This is a genomic window from Nocardia brasiliensis (genome assembly GCF_011801125.1).
Classification (GTDB): domain Bacteria; phylum Actinomycetota; class Actinomycetes; order Mycobacteriales; family Mycobacteriaceae; genus Nocardia; species Nocardia brasiliensis_C.
Genome location: NZ_CP046171.1, coordinates 4,060,091 through 4,079,708 on the forward strand (window position 1 = coordinate 4,060,091; position 19,618 = coordinate 4,079,708).

Genomic DNA, 19,618 nt, shown 5'->3' on the forward strand with positions numbered 1-19,618 from the left:
ATCGCTCGCGACTTCTCGGCGTGTGCCGCGTGTCATGTCGCGTTCTGCCTGGTCGGCCTCGCTGTCCGCTGTTCGGCGGACAGCGAGCGCGGGTATCGCCACCCGATAATCGGCAGGACAACTCGACAGTGTCCGCGCATCCGGACCCGCGCAGAAGGAGTCACGATGAGTTCCGTTCAGGCGAACCCGGATTCGCTCCAACAGCTCAAGGGCGACATCGATCGATCACAGCGGGAGATCGAGCGGGCGTTCACCAGGGTACGGTCCTCGCTGCGCGGCGCCGAGTGGCGCGACAGCGTGAAGGACCAGTTCGAGCGCGATCTCGACTACGTGCTGCGTTCGATCGCCGCGTTCGACGACAACGCCAATCAGCTGAAGCGATACCTGGACAAGAAGACCCAGATCCTACAGAACTACCAGGAGCGGTGAACGATGGCGCTGTTCGGTGACCGGCCGCGCTCCGCGCACTCGAGCCTCGGCCCCGGGCGGGTCGCGCTGCTCGATCCCCGTGACGAAGGAAATCCCAAGCAGTCCACCTTCATCGGGCTCGACCAGGCCGGACTCAGCCTGTTGATCTACGGCCCCGGCGACATCCGCCGCTGCTTCACCGCGCTCACCGATGCGGCGCCCGCGTTCCGCAGGGCCGAACTCGCCTCGGAGTCACCGTATGTCGGCTGCTTTCCCGGGCACAGCGCGATCCTGTGGATGGCGTTGGACGGACCGGACGGCTCGGCGATCGCCGTGCATTGCTTCCCGCACTGCGACACCGACTTCACCACCGCGCAGATCGCGAAACGGGTCAGCGGACCGCAGGGCACACTGCGGCCACCGTGGCAGTTCGGCATCGGCACGGTCGGCGCCAGGGTTCCGGTGGGCTTCGCCGACATCTTCGTTGCCGCACAAGCGATCCCGCTCGGCATGCTGCCCGGCCTTGAGCGGTTGCCGACGCCGGTGACCGAGGGACGCGGCAGGCTCTGACCCACCCACCCGTCGTGTCGGACATTCGACCGACAGACAATGTTGCCGAATCGTGACAACGTCAAGGGTTAGCGGACGAAACGGAACGGGCATCCGGCGAGGACCGCACCGTCGTTGCAGACCAACGGCGCCCAAGGAACTTCCAGGGCATTGTTTTCTCTGAACTCGGTCGCCGGGCCACTTTGCAGCGCGACCGCAGGCGGAAGGTTTGGGCACCGATCGTGAACCGTCGACAAACGTATGAGGTGACAGTCGCCGCCGCGGCGCTCAGCGAACTCATTCTCGCGGTGCACGCGGCCGCCGGGCAGGCGGGCGGACAGTCCGGCCGCCGTTGGCATTACGGCAACGTCGTCGGGATCAGCACGCCACGGGTCCGTGATCTCACCCTGGCGAAGGTGCACGCCAAACACGTGATCGGCCGCCGCGCGATCGCCGCGATCACCGTCGCCGCGCAGCGCGAGGTGGCCGTCGACGTCGTCTTCGGACTCGACGACAAGGTGGCCTCGGCACAGTTCTTCTGTGCGACAACACAGTCCGAGAGCTTCCTGGAGCAGGAGACGTCGTGGGCGGAGTATCTGGCCGCCTGCACCTGCGCGACGCTCACCGCGACCGACGTCGCCGCGACGATGTCGGCGCAGTACGCCACGGCCGCCGAGTGAAACCCCGTGGCGCGTGCCGCGGTCAGAGGCCGCCGCCACCGCCGATCAACCACGGGTTGAAGGTGCAGACCAGATCGGGATGACCGGCCGGATCGAGCGCGCGCAGCGCGATCGACAGCGCGCGCGGGGAATACATGATCGTCTGGTGATCCGACAGGTCCTGCTCGCAGCCGTCCTGCAGGGTGATGTTCTCGACCGAGGCGCCCGCGCCGGGACGCAGGAAGGTCGAATGGTACGGCGTCACGATCTCGTCGTACCGGGTGCCGACCACGGTGTAGTCGATGCCGGGCACCGTGTCGCCCTCGGCGTTCAACTGCCCGACGAAGTTCGAGCCGACCGTCTGCTGCACCGCCGCGTCACCCACCAGGACACCGGCCGCGCCGATCACGTTCAGCCCGACATTGTTGATCATCCGGCCGAGCAGGCCGATGCCGTCGAGGGTCGTCCCGTGATGGGTGCCACCGAAGCTGACCAGATGGCCCACCTTGTCCGCGCCGCCCTCGAACTTGGTGTACCAGTTGGCCATTGCCGCACCCTGCGAGTAGCCGATGAGGTCGACCTGCCCCGCGCCGGTGGCCGTGCGCACCCGGTCCACGAAATCGGCCAGCTGCCGGGCCGAGTCGGCGATGTCACCGGTGCCCATCAGACCGGGCAGCAACGGCGGTAACCCGCCGCCCTGGGCCGGACCGGAGCGGCCGTAGTTGAAGGCGAAGGTGCACAGGCCCGCGTCGCGCAGCGGTCCGCTCATGTAGGCGAAGCTGTTGTAGGCGTTCATCCAGGTGCCGTGCAGCAGCACGACCGGACGCGGATGCGCCGCGCTCGGCCTGCAGTCCCAGTCGTTGCTGCCTGCGGGCCCGGCGTCCGGATGCCCGAGGCCGTAACCGAAGGCCGCCAGGAACGACCGCTGCGGCGGACCGTAACCGACTGTGTCACTGGCGAATCCGCCGGACAGGCCGGATATGCTGTCGGACGCGGCGATCGGCGCCGGCCGCCCGCGCACCCCGATCAACTCGGCTAGCCGTTGCGGCACCGATGATTCCGGCGGCGCGGCGTTCGCCTGCGTGCTCGTCGCCCCGAGCACGAGGAGCACCACCCCCAGCAACACCGCGACGATCGGCAACCGACCGGCGGACCTCAGTTTCATCACACGCCTTCCCGCTTCGCACACCATGACCGAACCACCCGCGCAACAACACGATCCGATGCGGGAAGGCCCGGATCCCCTGCACGTGGTCCCGGACCTTCCCGCACCGGATCGGCGCGTCTTCGAGCAAAACAGCGTCCGATGGAGGCAAGGAGAAGGATTGGCCAACAGCCGGTGAACCTGGTTCAGCACGCCTTCAGCGAGTACAGACCGAGCCGTGCGCGCGCCCGCCGCGCGGTCGATGACGCCCTCGGACTCACAGCGATCCGCCGCCGCCGACCGCCCACGGATTGAAGGTACATGTCAGGTCCGGGTGTCCGGCCGGGTCGAGCGCACGCAGCGCGATCGACAGCGCGCGTGGCGAGGCGCCCGGCGGTGCGGCGTCGGGATGGGTGAGGCCGTAACCGAAGGCCGCCAGCCACGAGGTCATCGGCGGGCCGTAACCGACTGTGTCACTGGCGTATCCGCCGGACAGCCCGCAGCTGCTGCCCGAGCCGCCGTAGCAGTCGCCGGACCCGCTACCCGAACCCGTGCCGCTGCCCGAGTTACAGGCGGAGCCCGACGAACTCCCGGAGTTCGCGACCGGCGCGGCCTTACGCCCCGCGGCGATGTAGTCGGCCAGGTCCTGCTCGGTCGGCGCCGGCGCGGGCTCAGCCTGCGCGTCGACGCCACCGACACCGAGCACCAGCACCGCCACACCGGCCAGCACCGCCGCTGCCGACCGTCGCGTGGTCGTTCGTTTCATTGCACGCCTTCCTATTTCGCACGAAGAGTTCACCCGCGCCGGGCACAATGCCGATCCACGGCGCGCGGCTGCGCCACACGCTAAATCCGCCGGAATGCGCCGCCCAGCGCCGACCGCGTTATCTGGACAGGTCACCAATGGCGTTGTCGCGCTTAGGTAAACGGCACAGTTCCGGAACTCCTCCCAAAGCGGGCGCGCCCGAAGCCGTGAATTCTCCAGAAAGCGCCGGGTCGCCTGTTGCCGCGCCACGCGGTGGTCGAGGATGAGCCGATGGCCGAGGTCAATACGTGGACGCTGGCCGACCAGCGGTGCCGGGCGCGCGCCCCCTATCTGGTCGACCCCACCCGGATTCGCGAATTCGCGCGCGCCGTGCGGGATTTCCATCCGGCGCACTGGAGCGTCACTGCCGCCGCCGATCTCGGTTACCGCGGCCTGCTCGCCCCCGTGCCGTTCGCCTGCGCCATTCTCGGCGATGTCCAGCGCGAATTACTCGATACGATCCGCGCCGACTACCCGGCTGCTCGAATTCTGCACGCGGATCAGGTGATCGACACGGTGCGCCCGCTGGTCGCGGGCGATCGGCTGACCGGCGACCTCGCCGTCGAATCCACGCGCCAGTTCGCGGACTACGACGTGCTCACGATCAGGAGCGTGCTCACAGATCAGCACGCCGCGGTGGTCCAGACGGGTTCGACCGCCCTGCTGGCCCGCACCGGACCGGCCGGTGCGCGCATGGCCGAGACGATCCGCGCGATCGGGACCGGCGATCCACGCCCGCCGCGACCGAGCACGGTCGAGCACCGCGGGCCACTGCCGCGACCGCCGGTTCCGGTGCGGCACAGCACTGCCCGCGCACTCACGGTGGGCGAGGAACTCGCCCCGCACCGGATTCGGCTCTGCTTCGACGACGTGCTGCACTACGCCGCGATCGTCGGACACCACGGCCCAGACTCCCCCGACGCGGCCACCGCGACCGACACCATGAAACTCGGCCTCGCCGCGGCCTTCCTCAGTACTCGCCTCGGCGACCCGGCCGTGATCACCCGCCTGCGCGCCCAATTCGCGCACTTCACGCACGCGCTGCGGATCGCGCCGGGCGCCACCCGGGAGCTCGAATTCCGCGGCCGCGTCGCCGCGCTGGACGCACGGCGCCACCGCGCGACCATCGCGCTCGACGCCCGCTGCGACGGACGCCCGGTGTTCGGTTACGCCGCCGCCGAAGTCGCGCTGCCCCGGCGCGATCGAGTGCTCACGCGGCCGATCTCGCTCGCGCGGCGGACAACCCGGTGAGCAGGGCCAGCCGCCGGTGCGACTCCAGCCGCGCCGCACGGTCGAAGGTGCTGGTGTGCACCAGGATCTCGTCGGCGCCGGTGGCCGTCACCAGCTGCTCGAGTTGTTCGGCGACCTCGTCCTCGGTGCCGTGCACGTGCCCGGTCATCGACTCCTCGAAGATCCGGCGTTCCCGCTCGGTCATGGTCATCGCCTCGATCTCCGCGGGCGGGATCAGGCTCGGGAACTCGCCTCGGGTACGCGAGTACGCGGCCGACCAGGCCTCCGGCAGCAGCAGCCGACGCGCCTGCACGGTGGTGTCGGCGATGACGACCGAGCCCGAGACGATCACGTACGGTGCGGCGCCCCACGCCGTCGCGCGGAAACCGTCTCGGTAGCGCGCGATCGCCTCGATCATCCGATCCCGGCCGCCGATCGCCGCGATCACCAGCGGCAGGCCGAACCGGGCCGCCCGCTCCGCCCCCGATCCGGTGGCCAGCAGATACGCCGGAACCCGCAGACCCTCGGCGGGCCAGCCGTGCACGCCGTCCCGGCCGTGGGTGAAATAGTCGAGCAGCTCGCTCAGTTGGGCGTCGAAATCCTCGGCGTCGCGCTTGTCGTGCCCCAGCGCCCGGCGCACGCCGTCGGTGAAACCGACCGAGCGGCCGAGGCCCATGTCGATCCGGCCCGGATACAACGAGTCCAGCACGCCGAACTGTTCGGCGACGACCAGCGGCTGATGGTTGGGCAGCATGACCCCGCCGGTGCCGATCCGGATGCGCTCGGTCGCCGCCGCGGCGGCCGCGGCCAGCACGGTCGGCGCCGAACCCGCGACGCCGGGCACGCCGTGATGCTCCGAAACCCAGAAGCGGTGGTAGCCCCATTCCTCGGCGAGCCGGGCGAACTCGACCGTGTCCCGCAGCGCCGCGGGATGGCTCTGGCCGCGCCGGACGCGGGAGCGGTCCAGGATGGAGAACCGGACGGAGGGAAGTGCCGAGGTCATATCTGGAGTCAACGCGATCGTGGCGCCGTGATTCCCGCTCACTTCGGCGACGGCGGCGCCAAGGTCGGCGCCAGCGCCCGCCACATGCGGGGCAGCTGGGCTTCGAAATCGGGCCAGGTGTGCATGCCTGCGGGCGTGTACTCGACGGCGGCGGGGATCCGCAGTTCCCCCAGGCGCGCGGCGAAGCGTTCGGTGCAGGTGCGCGCGCCCGCTTCGAGCGCGGCACCGCCGCCGGCCAGCCGCAGCGCGTCGACGACCGAGGGCGCCCGGGCGATCGCGACCAGATCGGCGTCGGTCGGGGTACCGTTCGCGGCCGCGAGATAGATCGCGGTGCCGCGCAGCGCCGCGGCGCCGAGCAGGCTGTCGTGCGCCGCCCACTCCGGTGAAGACGGTGGGCCCCACAGATTTTCGACGTTGCCGCCGCGCGAGGCCACGGTGATCGTGGTGACCGCGTGGCCGAGCGGGTCGGCGGTGGAATAGCAGCCGCTCAGGCCCGCGACGGCACGGTAGCGGCCGGGGTGGCGCTGGGCCAGCATCATCGCCGCCTGCGCACCCATGGAGACGCCCGCGATGGCGCGCTGCCCGTCGGCTTTCAGCAGCGATTCCACGATCGGCGGCAATTCCTCGGTCAGGAACGTCTCCCACCGGTTGAGCCCGAGCGCGGCGTCGTGCCGGACCCAGTCGCTGTACATGCTGCCGGTGCCGCCGCTGGGCAGCACCACGTCCACCGGTTTGTCCGCGAAGAACTCCGCCGCCCCGCCCTTGCTCAGCCAGCCCGAGGTGGCCTCGCCGTCGACACCGTCGAGCAGATACAGCGTCGGGCGTGCGGCCGCGCCCGTGCCGCGCAGCACGTCCACCTCGATCACCCGGCGCATCGCCGCGGACGCGATCCGCAACTGGTCGCGGTGCGGGCCGATGCTCTCGATGGACAGCAGTCCGGTCCGCGTCATGGCGGGATCGATCGCGGGCGGCGGAGCGCTCGGGACACCGGGCACCTCGTCCGCGTGCGCGGGCACGACGCCCAGCACGGTGATCGCGGCCAGCGCCGCCGCGGTGATCGGCCCTCGGCTGCTCATCGCGGCGCGGCGCGGCGTTCTGTTCCGGCCGCTACCCGATGGTCGTCACCGCGTCCGAGGACGAGACCGGTGCCGCCAGACGGCATCTCGATATTCCGATCGACCATTTCGGCGGCGTTTTCCAGCGGTGTCACCGAGATCATCCGGTGATAGGAGCGTGGATTTGTCCGACGCGGTTCATCATTGAGCAGGCGGTCGGTTTCAGTCGGCGCGGTGATCACTCGAACTCCTCTGCTCGGCGTGGTGCGCACGCCGAATTCGACGGTATCGCTGAATAATCAGGCGGAACGACCGATTTCGTGATTCTTGGTGTGGGTGACGACCGGAACCGGACCCTCCTGTTCGCCGTCACAACGGGGCGCCACCGCCGGATCACAGACCCGATAGAGGCCGGGCGGACGCCCGGCCGCCCGCATCCGGTCCAGCAGATCGTGGGTGTGCGCGGCCAATTCGGGGATGTGCGCGGTCTCGCCGGTCGCGACCACCGCGGTCAACGACACCTCCGCGGCCTCGCTCAGCAGGGTGAGCACGTCGGCGGTCAGCGCGGGTGCGCCGACCCGCGCGTGCGGGGCATCGACCGGAACCAATATGGTGCCGCCCGCCGCGGAGAGCAGCGGCAACGCGCGCGAGCCGAGCGGATCGGCCAGCGCGGCCTGCAACCTGCGGAGTTTGCGCCGGGCGGCCAGGGTGCCCGCACCGGGTCTTCGCTCGTCCGGATGGGCCGGAATGTTCAGCGCCACCACCTGATAGCGGGTGGCGACCGCGATGCCGGTCTGTGTCGCCAACTCCCCCACCGCGTGCCCGCCGAGCAGCGCGGAGACCAAAGTCTGTGCGGCCGTTTGATGTTCGCGGGCGACCACCCGATGCTCGTCCACGTAGGCCGTCGCCGCACTCAGCGTGACCAGCTCCAGCACCCGCAGGATCAATCGCGCACCCGCGATCAGCTCGTCGTTGTCGGTGCTCGCCGCCACGAAGTCGAGGCCGGAACGGATTTCGTCGTGATACGCGCCGAGCACCGTTTCCAGCGCCACCCCTTCGCGCGCCGATCGCGCCGCGACGCCGGCGATCTCGGGCGGCGCGCCTACCGGAGTCTGCCAGTGTGGCGTCCGCCGGTCCGCGGCCGCCAGCACACAGCCGCGCATGGTGCGCACGACCTCGCCACGCTGACCACGGCCGGTGTGCTGCGCCAAGTAGTCCAGCAGTTCCGACGCCAGACCCTCGGTGCCCGAACTCATCCGTATAGCCGTCATGACTCACGAAGGCTAGCGGCGAATTGTGTTCGAATCGGGAGACGACGGCGGAATCGGGTAAGTCATCAGTCCGCGCCGCGCTAATTGGGTGAAATCACAAGTCCGCGAGCCTATTTGGACGTACCGGTCGCCTCGAAAGATTGCTTTCGCTTACCCGCAACACATTACCGCCGCCGAATTGTCGGCCACCTACCGACCCCTGGACACACGGAAAACGACGCAGCGCCGACCGCGCATTCCGGCGCTGCGTCGGGCTCACCCTAGAACGCGCGGTACACACTTCAACAGGTGAAGCCACTGCTGTCATGAACACTCACCGCGCCCGCGCGCCCCGGGTTGGTAGTCCACCCAAACTCGCCGGTCAGGCAGCTCGCGGCGGGTACTGGCGCGCAGACCACACCCGGGGCGGCCGCATCGGTAACGACGAACAGGTGTGCAGCGACACGGTGCACGGATACCATCGAGCGCTGCGCCCCGTCCGGCGACGCGGCTGAGGCAAAGTTAGTTTCGAAGGGCTACAACCACAGATGAGCGGTACGCGAGAGAAGCTGGAAGAGCTGCGGGGCATCCTGGAGCTCGCCGAGGAGCCCGCCGGCGAGGTCGGCATCGCCAAACGCAAGGCGAAAGGCATACCCAGCGCCCGCGCCCGCGTCCGCGCCCTGCTCGATCCCGGCAGCTTCGTGGAGATGGGCAAGCTGGTCCGCCAACCGGGCGCCAACAACGCCATGTACGGCGACGGCGTGGTCACCGGCCGGGGGTCCATCGACGGACGCCCCGTTGTGGTGATCGCGCACGATCAGACCGTGCACGGCGGCTCGGTCGGCGAGATGTTCGGCCGTAAGGTCGCCGCCGCGATGGAGTTCGCCTACGAGAAGGCCTGCCCGGTGGTGGCGATCAACGACTCCGGCGGCGCGCGCATCCAGGACGCCGTCACCTCGCTGGCCTGGTACGCGCTGATGTGCCGACGGCAGGAAGAGCTGTCCGGCTACGTGCCGATGGTGGCGATCATGCTCGGCAAGTGCGCCGCCGGTTCGGTGTACGGACCGGTCAACATGGACGTGCTGGTAGCCACCGAGAAGTCCTACATGTTCGTCACCGGGCCCGAGGTGATCAAGGCCGTCACCGGCGAAGTGGTCAGCGCCGAAGAACTCGGCGGCGCCGCGGTCCAGGCCGTGAACGGCACCCTGCACCACGTCGCGCCCGACGAGCAGGCGGCCTTCGACTGGGTGCGCAACTACCTGAGCTACCTGCCGACCAGCTGCCTGGAACAGCCGCCGCTGGTGAATCCGGGGCTGGAACCGGAACTCACCGCGCACGACCTCGAGTTGAACTCGATCATTCCGGACTCGGACAAGGTCGGCTACGACATGTACGAGATCCTGCTGCGAATCTTCGACGACGGCGAGTTCCACGAGATGGCCGCGGCGACCGCACGGAATCTGATCACCGGCTTCGCCAGGGTCGACGGCCGCAGCGTCGGCGTGATCGCCAACCAGCCGCAGGTGCTCGGCGGCGCGCTGGACGCCCAATGCTCGGACAAGGCAACCCATTTCATCCGGCTGTGCGACGCCTTCGGTCTGCCGCTGATCTTCGTCGTCGACACCCCCGGCGTGCTGCCCGGTGTCGAGGAGGAACGCAACGGGGTCATCAAGCGCGGCGGACGGTTCTTCCGCGCGGTGATCGAGGCGACCGTGCCGATCGTGACGGTGGTGACCCGCAAGGCCTACGGCGGCGGCTACGCGGTGATGGGCTGCAAGCAGCTCGGCGCCGATATCAGTCTGGCCTGGCCGACCGCGCGGATCGCGGTGATGGGCGCGGAGAGCATGGTCGGCATCATCGGCCGCAAGCAGCTCGAGGCCACCCCGCCCGCGCAGCGCGCGGCCGCGCGCGAGCAGATGATCGAGTTCTACAACGCCACGATCGCGACCCCGTGGATCGCGGCCGAGCGCGGCTACGTGGACGCGGTCATCGAACCAGCGCAGACCCGCTTGGAGATTCGCAAGGCACTGCGGCTGCTGCGCGAAAAGGACACCACCAAGCCGAATCCGCGCAAGCACAGCCTGATGCCGGTGTAAGCAGGGCGCCTCGGTTGTGTTGTCTCACAACACAACCGGGTACTCGATCATGAGGTCTCCGGACACCGGTCGCGGGTAGCCCTCGCGACCCCTCGATCCGCTAGTCTCGGTCCCATGCCCACGCGTCGTTTCGCCGCGACACCGTTGGGCACGCAGCGTGCCCGCCGCCTGCACCCTACTGGTTGCGGAAGAACCCTACCCTCCGTCGGCGGGCGCGCCGCACTCTCGTTCAGCTGTGGCTGCCCCAGCGCAGATCGGCTGTGGCCCATTCCATTTCCCACATCCGCAGGCGCTTGCGGTCGAGGCTGTGCCGCAGCGCGAAATAGCATGCCGCCAGTACCGCCGTGACGCCGACGAGCGCGCCGCCGGTGAGCAGCACCGCCTTGCTCAGTGCCTGGCTCTGCGACGGCGGCTCGACGATCCGGCCGGCCTCGTCGAGCCAAATCGTCACGTCCTGACCGGGTTCGACGACCGTGGTCGATTGGTAGTCCTCGGTGTGACTGGTGCCGTCGGGATCGGTCCAGGCCACCTTGGCGGGCATGATCGGCGCGTACAGCGGCGCCTTGCCTGTCGCGGTCACCACCGCGTCCACCTGGTGCAGCTCGGCCATTTCGGCGTGCACCGCGGCGGTCTCGGTGCGGTACACCGAGGCGCCGATCGTGAGCACAAGCAGCGGCACGAGCAGAGCGAACAGCAGCATCAATCCGGCGGCGACCAGGGTTTGCACGCGATCTTCTCTGCGGCGCATCGGATTTCGATCCAGCCCGACGCGGCGGCAGGTCCTGCGGTACATATTCACCGACCCTGTTGTCATGACGGTGACTCCTCGCTCCGGAATTCGGTGGTGAGTGCGACCAGGGTGTCGAAATACCCTTCGATCAAAGCGGGCAAACGGTCCGGATCGTCGCCTGCGGCCCACGTCTGCAACGCCGCCAGCAACAAACCCGCGCCCACGGCGACCGCGGCGGCCGGACGCAGGTCGAGCGCCGGGTCGACACCGAGCCGATCGGCGATGATCCGCACCGATTCTCGCTGACCATCGACCCGAATTCGCTGATATCCGGCGAACAATTCGGGCTCGTCTTCGAATCGCTGGAATAACGTCCACCGCCTGGCCAAAAGCACCGACCGGGTGCCCCCGTATTCGGCGTCGAACCAGTCGTGGACGGCGTTGCGATAGGCCAGCAGGGGCGGCTCGCCGAGCGGCCGCCTGCCCAGCGCCGCGTTGAAGAGGTGGACGTCTTGGTCGACCTCGCCCAGCACCGCCTCGGTGATGGAGGTGAAATGCCTGCTGAAGGTGCGCCGGGTGACGCCGGCCCGTACCGCGATGTCCTCGACGGCGACGGCGTCCAGGCCCCGCTCGGTCAGCAGGTCGAACGCGGCCCGCGACAGCGCTTCCCTACTGCGCCGGGTGCGCAGCCTTCGGCCATCCAGATCGACACCGATGTCGCTCATAACCGCAGCGTACCACCATATTGTCCCATCGGGACAATACCTCGCCGCCGGATACCGGTCAGGCGTGACCCGAGGGCTGATCCAGAATGCGCGGCTGGCGCCTGCGCAGCGCCTCCAGCAGGCCGACGGTGTATTCCGGCGGCGCGGCGTGCACCGAAAGTTGGTTCGCCACAGCGCGATACGCGTCCAGATCGGCCTGCTTCTCCAAATAGAGCGCGCTGGTGAGCTGCTGTAGATAGACGACGTCGGGCAGGTCCGACTCAGCGAAGCGGAGCATGGTGAACGCACCGTCGGCCAGCGCCGGACCGCCGACGTGGTCGGCGAGCACCTGCATCGTGACGTTCTGCCGGGTCACCGCGCGCAGCAGGTACTCGATCTGGGCGTTCCACACCGCGGAGCCGCCGATCGGGCGGCGCAGCGCGGCCTCCTCCACGACCACCCACAGTTGCGGCGGATTCTTGCGTTCCAGGATCTCCTGCCGTCCCATGCGCAGCGCGACCCGCCGTTCGATCGCGGCCTGCGGTTCGGCCGAGTGCGCCAGCGAGAGCAGGGCCCGCGCGTATTCCGGCGTCTGCAGCAGTTCCGGCACCGCCCGCGGTTCGTACGAACGGACCAGTGTGGCGGCCTGTTCCAAGCCGAGATAGGTGTCGTACCACTTGGGTAGCCAGTCGCTGTCGCGATGCCACCAGCCCGACGCGTTCGCCTGCCGCGCCAGCGCCAGATACTCCTCGACCTCGGCCGGATCGGTGACCTGGTAGAGATTCAGCAGGTCGATCAGGTCCCGTTCACGGAAACCGGTGCGGCCCAATTCGAGCCTGCTGATCTTCGAGTGCGAGCCGCGAATCGCCTCGCCCGCGTCCTCCCTGCTGATGCCCGCCGCCTCGCGGAGCTTGCGCAACCGACCGCCGAGCACCATACGCAACACGGTGGGTCCGCCCGCCGGTGTCGCGCCGGCGCGCGACGAATCGGTCGACTGTCGTACCTCCGCAGCACGCATACCCCGAGTCTGCCATGTGAAGCTTGTCAGTTTCTACTGACGAAAGACCCTGTCGCGGTCGTGTCCGGCTGGTGCCGGACCCGCACTGGGCCCAGCACCAGCCGCCGTCGGCCCGGCACCAGCCGCTCTTAACCCGGCACCAGCCGCTATCGACCTGGCACCAGCCACCTTTGGCCCGGCACCAACTGCTGTCGGCCCCGGCACCAGCCGCTATCGACTCAGCGCAGCGCGATGTCGGCTATCGCGCGCCCGAACAGCTTGCGGCCGTCGCAGGTCGCGGTGAGCGTGACGGTGGCGGTGCGCCGCTCGGCATCGAGATCCTTGATCTTGCCCCGGAATTCGAGCACGCTCGCCTTGGTCGCGGCGACCGGGGCGAAGCCCGCGAACCGCACGCCGTAGCCGGTGACCGCGGCCGGATCACCCAGCCACGAGGTCAGGTATCCGGCGCCGAGCCCCATCGTCAACAGACCGTGCGCCACCACATCAGGCAGGCCCGCGCTGCGCGCGACCGCGTCGCTGAAGTGGATCGGGTTCGAATCACCGGACACCCCTGCGTAATTCACCAGATCACCGCGCGAGAGCAGCATCGAACGGGTGGGCAGGGCCATCCCGACCGACAGGTCCTCGAAGCGGGGCAGGGTGTGCGGGGTCCTGGCGCGGTCGCGCGGATCGGCGACGGGCGCCTCGTCGAAGCATTCGACGAGACCGGATTCCTCGCCGAGGCTCGTCCGCCGCGCGGCGGCGTCGATCCGGTCGGCGCCCGACTGACCGCTCATGATCACACCGTCGACCGTGGTGCGCAGTTCGGTGGCGATCTCGACGCCGGTCTGCGCCACGGCGGTCGAGGTCGCGGTCTGCAGCAGTTCCTTGTGCTGGTTGGTCAGCACGTTCTTGGTCACCATGAAGTCTTTGTCGCCGAACTGCCGAAACGACTCGATATAGGAGACGCACTCGAGCCGATCGCCCGCCAGTACCGGCCGATGCACCTGGATCGACTGCTCGGTCTGCAGCACCTGACCGATGTCGTAGGCGGTGAGCACGGTCTCGAACATCTTGCGCTGCATCAACATCAGCATGATCGAGGTGAAGGTCATCGGCGCGAGCAGTCCGTCGTAGCCGAGTTCGGCAGCGGCGTCCTCGTGCCAGTGCGCCGGGTGCTGTTCCTGCACCGCTCGCGCGAACTCCCGGATCTTCTCGCGGCCCACCTCGTAGGGCTCGGTCATCCGGTAATGGCGCCCCACCAAGGCCTGTGCCTGTTCGGACGCGCTGATCGTGATGTCGTTCATGTGCCTCTTTCGCGAATCCGAGACGTCTAGCTCGCCCGGACCGGCCAACACTACCGAAGCGGCGGTCGGGTCGCACAGCGCGGCCGGTGGGGACCGACGCCGCCCCGGCCGCCCGCGGGCGAAGGGGCTATCGCTCCTACATCGCGGCTTTCACCGGGCTCGGTAACAGCATCCGTTCAGGGGGCTGGACAGCTTGCGCGTCGGCAGCAAACGCTCAGCACTCATCGGGTGCGGCGACGCCTCGCAAACGTTGATCGAGCCAGTGCATCGCCTCCGGATAGCCGAGACCACCCGCGATGATGTGCTCGCCCGGCACACCGCGATACACCGCGGGCACGCCGAGCGCACACTGTTCGCGATAGAGGTTGCGGGCGCCCTCGGCGGGGATCCAGAACTCCTGGTCCCCGTTGTAGATGTAGAGCGGTGTCGCAGCAGGCATTCCGGCCATCCTGGTCACCCGGTAGATATCCGTGGCCACCGCCGAACGCAACGGGTCGGGGATGTTGGCGGCGATGTCTATCGGCAGCATCAGCACGCCGATCGCCCCATAGGTACTGCCGCAGGCGTTCTTCAGCGGTGAGGTCGCCACCCACTGCGCCAAATTGTTCATCCTGGCCAGGATTTCCGGCCGCTCCCTGCCGATCCCGAACACCGCGGCCATGAAAACCGCCGAGGCGAGATTGCCGTTCATACTGCGCGACAGGATCTCGAAGTCCGCGGGCACGCCGCCCAGCGCCGCACCGACGATGCGGTCGGTCAGCTCCGGCGCGTAGCCCGCGATCAGCTTCACCGCGCCATGGGTCGCGATCGCGCCGCCCGAGTAGCCGGTGAGGCCGAACCGGCTGGCGCCGAACTCATCCGGCGACAGCGCGCGCACCGCCCTGATCGCGTCCAGCACGGCGTGGCCCGCGGTGAACGGCTCGGCGTAGGCCATCCACGGCCCCTCGTGATCGGGGATCAGCACCGCGTAGCCGCGCAAGGCCGCGACATGGGTGGTGGGCGGGATGAAGTCGGTGACGTTGGTGTCCGGGTGCAGTCCGTGCGCCAGCGTGTATCCGGGCGTGCACGCGCGCCCGAGCGCGTCGATCGGCAGGTTGTTCACCACCACCGGTCGCGGGCCGGGCCCCGGCCATGCCGCCGCGGGCACCACGAGGGTCGCGGTGGCGAAGGAGGGATGGCCGTTGGCGTCGGTGGTCCGATACTTGAGCAGCCGCGCCTGCCGGATCGGCAGCACCAGCAGCGGTGCCGTAGTCGCGGTGACATCCCTGACCTCGATGAGCTCGCCGGGCACTAGATCGGCGAGGCCGGCGGGCCAGGCGTCGAAGATCGGGTCGCCCACGTCGTCGGGCCGCACCGCGGCCCGCAACGCGACCACCGCAGGCGCGGCACCGGTCGCCTCCCACACCGGTGACGGTTCGACCGGCGCGGGCGCGATCGGCGGCGGCGGAATCACCTGGTCGATCAATTCGTGCAAGGGCGGGAGCGCATTCGGCGGCGGGAATTGCGCGAAAAGTTCCGGCAGCGACGGCAACTGGGGCAGTGCGGGCGGGGCAGGCGGCGGCTCGGCGGCCGCCTGCCCCGTCATCGCCGGGTACACGAGCAGAAGTGCCACGGCAATGGCAGGCAAGCATCTCATGGCACACGCCTTTGGGTGCGGACATCGGACTGTCTGGCGCCCGGAGACGCGACCTTCGGCCGTCGGAGAGTCCCCTGTGCTACCGAGGCCAGACCGTCAGGCTAACCCGCCCGGTCGGCGCGGCTCACGCGCTGCCGCCGAGTCGTAGGAGACACGTGGCCGAACCGCAACAACCGAGCCGCACACCCGGTTCGGCACGGGGCATGCGGCTCGGTCGCGGTCGCCGGTTCAGCAGTTGCTCGGGGCAGGCTCCCCACGCAAACGCGCGTCCAGCCAACTCAGCGCCGCCGGGATGCCGAGCACCGCCGCGGTCAGGTGATCGGGGACCGGAATCTGCTCGGACTGCACCTTCGCACCCGCTGCACACCAGCGCTGGATGGTGTTGACCACCGCGTCCACCGGGATCAGCCCGTCGATCGGCGAATGCCACTCGAACACCGGCGTTCTCGGCACCCCGGCGTAGAGCTCCAGGCTGTTCTCCTCGACCACGGCGCGGGCGGTGCGGTCGTTGATCATCGAGGTGGTCTTCGCGAAGTCCAGCGCGCCGCGACCGGCACCCGCTGCCAAGATGTCGTTGGTGCAGCTATTGGCGATCTGCGCCCGCGCGGCGAGTCCGCGCTCGTTCAGCTGGTCGCTGAGCGGAAAGCGCTCGGGATACTCCCGTTCCAGCCCCAGGCCGGCCGCCAGCGCCAGGCCGAACACGGGATGCGCGCTGAGGCCGAGCGCTTCGAGCATCTTGACCAGGTTCATCGGCACCCCACCCATGGCGGCGCCGGCGAGCTCCAATTCGGGCGCGTAGGTCGGCGCCAACGCCGAGGCCCACGCGGTGGCCATGCCGCCGCCGGAGTAGCCGACCAGCGCCGTCTTGCTGTGCCGCACCCGCAGTTCGTCGACCTGCTTGACGGCGCGAATTCCGTCCAGGGTGATCTGACCGCCGAGTTTCGCGGCGCCGTAGGCGAAGTTCGGCCCGAGGTGATCCGGCAGCGCGACCGTCCAGCCGCGCTGCAGCAGCACATTCCAGCCCGGGGCCTCCCGCACGACCAGGTTCGGATCACCGGTGTAGAGGACCTTCGACACCGAGCACTCGGCGCCGAGCCCGTTGATGATGTGCTGGAACGACAGCAGTGGCCCGTCTTGGACATGCGCGCGCGGCGTGAGCACCGTCGTGGTCGCGGCGATGGGCTTGCCGGTGGAGCTGGTGGAACGGAACCGCACCAGCGTAACCGTGGTGTCGGGGAAGATCGGCAGCGGCGGCATCGGTTTGGTGGCGAGCACATCGCCGGGCTGCTTGTCCGCGATGTCGGCCGGTGTCGCGTAGAAGGGGTCGGGGTCGGGCGCCGGATAGAGCGGCGCGCTGTGGCCCGCGCCCGCCATGGTGGCCACCAGCATCATGCCCGCTGCCATGGCACCGAATATCCGCCCTGATCGGGCGCGGGAAGATCTGCTTGCCGTTGATAGAACCTGGCTCATCGATAGGCACCTCTCGAATGATCCAACGTTGTGATCATCCTCGACAAACTCCGCGCCGAACGGCAGCGGCCGCGGCGATCGTGTTGAGAATTCACAAGTTTGGAGCGACCGGTCTGTGCCGGGGCGGAGCATTGGCTGGTGCGGAAGCCCCGTCAACCCCTATCGTCGCTGTGACATATCCAGCCAATGGGACCGAACATGTGCTGAACCATGGTGTTCGCCTTACCTTCACACATACCGGTGCGTTACCCGACCGGCGGGAAGGAGACCGCGGCATGGACAGCGGCGCGCATAGGCTCGCTCACGACACGCAGGCCGAGGAGACGCCGACCCGGCGCGTCACCGTCTATTTCGACGGACCCACACCCGAGGACGCGCTGATTCTCGAATACGCCGCGAGCAACACCGAGGCCTGGGAGTTCACCTCGGCGGCCCTGTACGCCGGGCTCACCGTCACCGTGGACGGCAAGGTACGCCCCGGATTACGCCGACTCCCCTGCCGATCGCTCTGGCACTGAACAATTTCCGCCGCCGGACGGCCGGAAGTTCCACATTCTCGGCACATTCTGCATATTTGCATCGCATGCGTGTTCACATCATGCGCAGTTATCGCCCGCTTTTCCGCGAAAACCGTTCATCGAACCGCGTTCCGACCGGGCACATTTCGACAGCACGCCCCGCTCCGGCACACTGTGCGGGTACTAGACCGGATCGAGCACGCGATGCAGGAACGCCACCGAATCGGGTAACGAGGTCCGCGCGGCGCCGAGATGGTCGCCGGCATAGACACGCGTCTCGAGATCGGCACCGGAGCGATACAGCTCGGCGATCAGCTTCGCGGTCATCGGGGCGGGCACCTCCAGATCGGCCAACCCCTGACCGATGAACAGCGGGACCGTGTAACCCGAGGTGGGAATCTGCAACATCGCCCTGGCCGCCGACCACAGTGCCGGATCGTCGAGCGGTTTGGCGAGCATCGCACCGATCGGCACGTCGGCCAGCCGGGCGTTGGCGTCGGCGATGCATTCGGTCTCGACGACCCGCAGTGCCGCCAGACCGGTCGGTGTCAGGTAGTCGTCGACGTCGAGTTCCGGTGCACTGGCCCGCAATCCGGCCAGCAGCATCGCGACGTAAGCGGGCGTCTTTTCCAACGGCAGACGCGGAATCCACGGACCCGCGATCGCGATCGCCAGCTCGAGGTTCGACGGCGGGCCGGTGGCCGCGGCACCGCGCAATTGCAGTTCCGGCGCGTCGGCGGGCGCGATCGAGGCGGTGAACAGCGCCGCCTGCGCGCCCTGCGACTGGCCGAGCACCGCCCACTTGGTGCCGAGGTCCCGCTCGACCGACCGCGCGGCGCGGACCGCATCGATCACGCTGCGCGCCTGCGACGGACCATCCAGATAGGGGTGCGTGCCCGGCGTACCGAGCCCGACGTAGTCGGTGATCACCACCGCGTAGCCGGCCCGCAGCAGCTCCGGATACAACGTGTCGAGATAGTGGGCGCGTGGTTCGAGGGTGAACGCGCACTGGTCGGCGATGCCGGTAGTGCCGTGCGCGTAGGCGACGATCGGCCAGCCGCCCTCCGGCGGCGTCCCGGGCGGCACATAGACCACCCCCGTGCTCTGCATCGGTCCGCGTGGTCCGCGCGACCAATAGGTCAGTCGCTCGGCGGTCGCCGCGCCGTCCACCCGAAATCGCCCGGTGAGTTCCGCCAGATTCGTCACCGTTCCCGGCGTCTCACCCGCCCCCGCCGTCGCAGGCGTTGCCAGCGCGACCGCCACCGAGACCACGACTCCGACCGCCCCAGCCATGATCCGTGTACACATCATCGACCGACTATCCCCAGCGGGTCGAGCGACGGCAAGCCACCACAATCAGTGGCGCACGCAGGGTCTCGACCTCGGAAACTGTCGAGGATACCGGGTGGTCGCTAGGCTCGGGTGGTCAAATTCAGCGGCGCGACGGCCCCGGCCTCGACGCGGAAGGAGTCCGAATGTCACGCCAGGACCGGTCGGTTCGCGGTCGGCGCCACACCGACTCGACACCTCGGGCCCGCACCGTCGCGGCGCTCTACGGAGCACTGTCCTGCGTCGCGCTGTTGCCCTCGCTCACGGCATGCGGGGCCGACGCCCCCGTCGCACGCCCCGGGGTATCCCCTCCTACTACCGCAACAACTCCCCCACCCGGCCCGCCCAGCGTGACCCGGGCGCCGACCACGACACCCACCGTCGACCCGTACGCCGGTCTGCCGTTGATCGATCACCTGACGTGGACCGACACGATCGACGGGTCCAGGCTGCTCGTCTTCCCCACCGAGGCCGGACGCAAGACCACCGCGGGCGACGCCGGTGATCGGGCCTGGCAAGAGGTGCTTACCCGCGACCCCGCGGCGGGTACCCCCGGAATGGCCGACCAGTTCCGCTGCCACTGGGTCTGGGCCCGGCTGATCCGACCGGATAAACCCAGCTGGAATCTGGAACCGTGGCGCCCGGCGGTCGGCTATCAGGCCACCGTCGACGCCCAATGCAACCCCGGCGGCCCTGAACGCTGACCGGGCCGCAACTCGCTATCGAAA

The 19,618-nt window shown here is 69.0% G+C and carries 20 protein-coding genes; 7 read left to right on the plus strand and 13 right to left on the minus strand.

Annotation, left to right across the window (positions count from 1 at the left end):
• The first annotated feature begins 165 nt into the window (after positions 1-165).
• The 3 genes from F5X71_RS18325 to F5X71_RS18335 all read left to right on the plus strand — a co-directional run bounded on the left by F5X71_RS18325 (position 166) and on the right by F5X71_RS18335 (position 1,637).
• Positions 166-429: a hypothetical protein gene (locus F5X71_RS18325; protein WP_167463129.1), complete on the plus strand. Its 264-nt coding sequence runs from the start codon at positions 166-168 to the stop codon at positions 427-429.
• A 3-nt stretch (positions 430-432) separates the two neighbouring features.
• Entirely contained in the window at positions 433-978 is a 546-nt protein-coding gene (locus F5X71_RS18330) for a hypothetical protein (RefSeq protein ID WP_167463130.1), read from the plus strand.
• A gap of 221 nt (positions 979-1,199) precedes the next feature.
• The gene (locus F5X71_RS18335; protein WP_167463131.1) at positions 1,200-1,637 is read left to right on the plus strand and encodes a hypothetical protein; all 438 of its coding nucleotides are present in this window, start codon (positions 1,200-1,202) and stop codon (positions 1,635-1,637) included.
• 22 nt (positions 1,638-1,659) lie between these two features.
• On the opposite strand, the gene F5X71_RS18340 is transcribed toward F5X71_RS18335, so the two are convergent.
• Together F5X71_RS18340 and F5X71_RS18345 are read right to left on the minus strand one after the other, a co-directional pair.
• The gene (locus F5X71_RS18340; RefSeq protein ID WP_167463132.1) at positions 1,660-2,781 is read right to left on the minus strand and encodes an esterase/lipase family protein; all 1,122 of its coding nucleotides are present in this window, start codon (positions 2,779-2,781) and stop codon (positions 1,660-1,662) included.
• 256 nt (positions 2,782-3,037) lie between these two features.
• Positions 3,038-3,526 carry a hypothetical protein gene (locus F5X71_RS18345; RefSeq protein ID WP_167463133.1) on the minus strand — a complete coding sequence of 163 codons (489 nt, stop codon included), beginning with the start codon at positions 3,524-3,526 and terminating at the stop codon, positions 3,038-3,040.
• Positions 3,527-3,796: 270 nt separating this feature from the next.
• On the opposite strand from F5X71_RS18345, the gene F5X71_RS18350 reads away from it, so the two are divergent.
• Entirely contained in the window at positions 3,797-4,816 is a 1,020-nt protein-coding gene (locus tag F5X71_RS18350) for an FAS1-like dehydratase domain-containing protein (RefSeq protein WP_167463134.1), read from the plus strand.
• Here the strand turns inward: F5X71_RS18350 and F5X71_RS18355 are convergent.
• Genes F5X71_RS18355 through F5X71_RS18370 form a run of 4 tightly spaced genes read right to left on the minus strand, consistent with a single transcriptional unit; the run spans position 4,776 to position 8,124 of the window.
• Positions 4,776-5,798 (minus strand): LLM class flavin-dependent oxidoreductase, encoded by a 1,023-nt coding sequence (locus tag F5X71_RS18355; RefSeq protein ID WP_167463135.1) that lies wholly within the window; start codon positions 5,796-5,798, stop codon positions 4,776-4,778. The genes F5X71_RS18350 and F5X71_RS18355 overlap by 41 nt on opposite strands.
• A 38-nt stretch (positions 5,799-5,836) precedes the next feature.
• On the minus strand, positions 5,837-6,874 hold the full coding sequence (locus F5X71_RS18360; protein ID WP_167463136.1) for an alpha/beta hydrolase: 1,038 nt from the start codon (positions 6,872-6,874) through the stop codon (positions 5,837-5,839).
• A complete protein-coding gene (locus tag F5X71_RS18365; protein ID WP_167463137.1) occupies positions 6,871-7,095 on the minus strand; it encodes a hypothetical protein in 225 nt (74 codons plus the stop codon). The genes F5X71_RS18360 and F5X71_RS18365 overlap by 4 nt, the downstream gene beginning before the upstream one ends.
• Before the next feature lie 57 nt (positions 7,096-7,152).
• Complete coding sequence (locus tag F5X71_RS18370; protein WP_238815307.1) at positions 7,153-8,124, minus strand: transcriptional regulator; 972 nt, start codon at positions 8,122-8,124, stop codon at positions 7,153-7,155.
• A gap of 527 nt (positions 8,125-8,651) precedes the next feature.
• Here F5X71_RS18370 and F5X71_RS18375 point away from each other — a divergent pair.
• Positions 8,652-10,199 carry an acyl-CoA carboxylase subunit beta gene (locus F5X71_RS18375; protein WP_167463139.1) on the plus strand — a complete coding sequence of 516 codons (1,548 nt, stop codon included), beginning with the start codon at positions 8,652-8,654 and terminating at the stop codon, positions 10,197-10,199.
• A gap of 229 nt (positions 10,200-10,428) precedes the next feature.
• Here F5X71_RS18375 and F5X71_RS18380 read toward each other — a convergent pair whose 3' ends face one another.
• The 6 genes from F5X71_RS18380 to F5X71_RS18405 form a co-directional block, all read right to left on the minus strand.
• Positions 10,429-11,013, minus strand: coding sequence for an Rv1733c family protein (locus F5X71_RS18380; protein ID WP_167463140.1), 585 nt, complete (start codon positions 11,011-11,013; stop codon positions 10,429-10,431).
• The gene (locus F5X71_RS18385; RefSeq protein ID WP_167463141.1) at positions 11,010-11,654 is read right to left on the minus strand and encodes a TetR/AcrR family transcriptional regulator; all 645 of its coding nucleotides are present in this window, start codon (positions 11,652-11,654) and stop codon (positions 11,010-11,012) included. The genes F5X71_RS18380 and F5X71_RS18385 overlap by 4 nt, the downstream gene beginning before the upstream one ends.
• Positions 11,655-11,712: 58 nt before the next feature.
• The gene (locus tag F5X71_RS18390; protein ID WP_167463142.1) at positions 11,713-12,651 is read right to left on the minus strand and encodes a helix-turn-helix domain-containing protein; all 939 of its coding nucleotides are present in this window, start codon (positions 12,649-12,651) and stop codon (positions 11,713-11,715) included.
• Between the two features lie 218 nt (positions 12,652-12,869).
• Entirely contained in the window at positions 12,870-13,937 is a 1,068-nt protein-coding gene (locus tag F5X71_RS18395) for a fused (3R)-hydroxyacyl-ACP dehydratase subunits HadA/HadB (protein WP_167463143.1), read from the minus strand.
• Positions 13,938-14,151: 214 nt separating this feature from the next.
• Positions 14,152-15,573 carry a lipase family protein gene (locus tag F5X71_RS18400; RefSeq protein ID WP_167463144.1) on the minus strand — a complete coding sequence of 474 codons (1,422 nt, stop codon included), beginning with the start codon at positions 15,571-15,573 and terminating at the stop codon, positions 14,152-14,154.
• 228 nt (positions 15,574-15,801) lie between these two features.
• Complete coding sequence (locus tag F5X71_RS18405) at positions 15,802-16,977, minus strand: lipase family protein (protein ID WP_167463145.1); 1,176 nt, start codon at positions 16,975-16,977, stop codon at positions 15,802-15,804.
• 341 nt (positions 16,978-17,318) lie between these two features.
• Between F5X71_RS18405 and F5X71_RS18410 the strand changes: the two genes are divergently transcribed.
• Positions 17,319-17,561, plus strand: coding sequence for a hypothetical protein (locus F5X71_RS18410; protein ID WP_167463146.1), 243 nt, complete (start codon positions 17,319-17,321; stop codon positions 17,559-17,561).
• A gap of 183 nt (positions 17,562-17,744) precedes the next feature.
• Here F5X71_RS18410 and F5X71_RS18415 read toward each other — a convergent pair whose 3' ends face one another.
• Positions 17,745-18,869: a lipase family protein gene (locus F5X71_RS18415; RefSeq protein ID WP_167466557.1), complete on the minus strand. Its 1,125-nt coding sequence runs from the start codon at positions 18,867-18,869 to the stop codon at positions 17,745-17,747.
• 167 nt (positions 18,870-19,036) lie between these two features.
• Here F5X71_RS18415 and F5X71_RS18420 point away from each other — a divergent pair, with 167 nt between their 5' ends.
• Entirely contained in the window at positions 19,037-19,594 is a 558-nt protein-coding gene (locus F5X71_RS18420; RefSeq protein WP_167463147.1) for a DUF2599 domain-containing protein, read from the plus strand.
• The last annotated feature ends 24 nt before the right edge of the window (positions 19,595-19,618 follow it).

Bases quoted from the DNA above. Each gene is read 5' to 3' on its own strand.
- F5X71_RS18370 (WP_238815307.1), bottom strand. From the start codon at position 8,124: ATGACGGCTATACGGATGAGTTCGGGCACCGAGGGTCTGGCGTCGGAA.
- F5X71_RS18380 (WP_167463140.1), bottom strand. From the start codon at position 11,013: ATGACAACAGGGTCGGTGAATATGTACCGCAGGACCTGCCGCCGCGTC.
- F5X71_RS18360 (WP_167463136.1), bottom strand. From the start codon at position 6,874: ATGAGCAGCCGAGGGCCGATCACCGCGGCGGCGCTGGCCGCGATCACC.
- F5X71_RS18325 (WP_167463129.1), top strand. From the start codon at position 166: ATGAGTTCCGTTCAGGCGAACCCGGATTCGCTCCAACAGCTCAAGGGC.
- F5X71_RS18375 (WP_167463139.1), top strand. From the start codon at position 8,652: ATGAGCGGTACGCGAGAGAAGCTGGAAGAGCTGCGGGGCATCCTGGAG.
- F5X71_RS18410 (WP_167463146.1), top strand. From the start codon at position 17,319: ATGGACAGCGGCGCGCATAGGCTCGCTCACGACACGCAGGCCGAGGAG.
- F5X71_RS18405 (WP_167463145.1), bottom strand. From the start codon at position 16,977: ATGGCAGCGGGCATGATGCTGGTGGCCACCATGGCGGGCGCGGGCCAC.
- F5X71_RS18345 (WP_167463133.1), bottom strand. From the start codon at position 3,526: ATGAAACGAACGACCACGCGACGGTCGGCAGCGGCGGTGCTGGCCGGT.
- F5X71_RS18395 (WP_167463143.1), bottom strand. From the start codon at position 13,937: ATGAACGACATCACGATCAGCGCGTCCGAACAGGCACAGGCCTTGGTG.
- F5X71_RS18350 (WP_167463134.1), top strand. From the start codon at position 3,797: ATGGCCGAGGTCAATACGTGGACGCTGGCCGACCAGCGGTGCCGGGCG.
- F5X71_RS18420 (WP_167463147.1), top strand. From the start codon at position 19,037: ATGTCACGCCAGGACCGGTCGGTTCGCGGTCGGCGCCACACCGACTCG.
- F5X71_RS18340 (WP_167463132.1), bottom strand. From the start codon at position 2,781: ATGAAACTGAGGTCCGCCGGTCGGTTGCCGATCGTCGCGGTGTTGCTG.
- F5X71_RS18330 (WP_167463130.1), top strand. From the start codon at position 433: ATGGCGCTGTTCGGTGACCGGCCGCGCTCCGCGCACTCGAGCCTCGGC.
- F5X71_RS18385 (WP_167463141.1), bottom strand. From the start codon at position 11,654: ATGAGCGACATCGGTGTCGATCTGGATGGCCGAAGGCTGCGCACCCGG.
- F5X71_RS18400 (WP_167463144.1), bottom strand. From the start codon at position 15,573: ATGAGATGCTTGCCTGCCATTGCCGTGGCACTTCTGCTCGTGTACCCG.
- F5X71_RS18355 (WP_167463135.1), bottom strand. From the start codon at position 5,798: ATGACCTCGGCACTTCCCTCCGTCCGGTTCTCCATCCTGGACCGCTCC.
- F5X71_RS18390 (WP_167463142.1), bottom strand. From the start codon at position 12,651: ATGCGTGCTGCGGAGGTACGACAGTCGACCGATTCGTCGCGCGCCGGC.
- F5X71_RS18415 (WP_167466557.1), bottom strand. From the start codon at position 18,869: ATGTGTACACGGATCATGGCTGGGGCGGTCGGAGTCGTGGTCTCGGTG.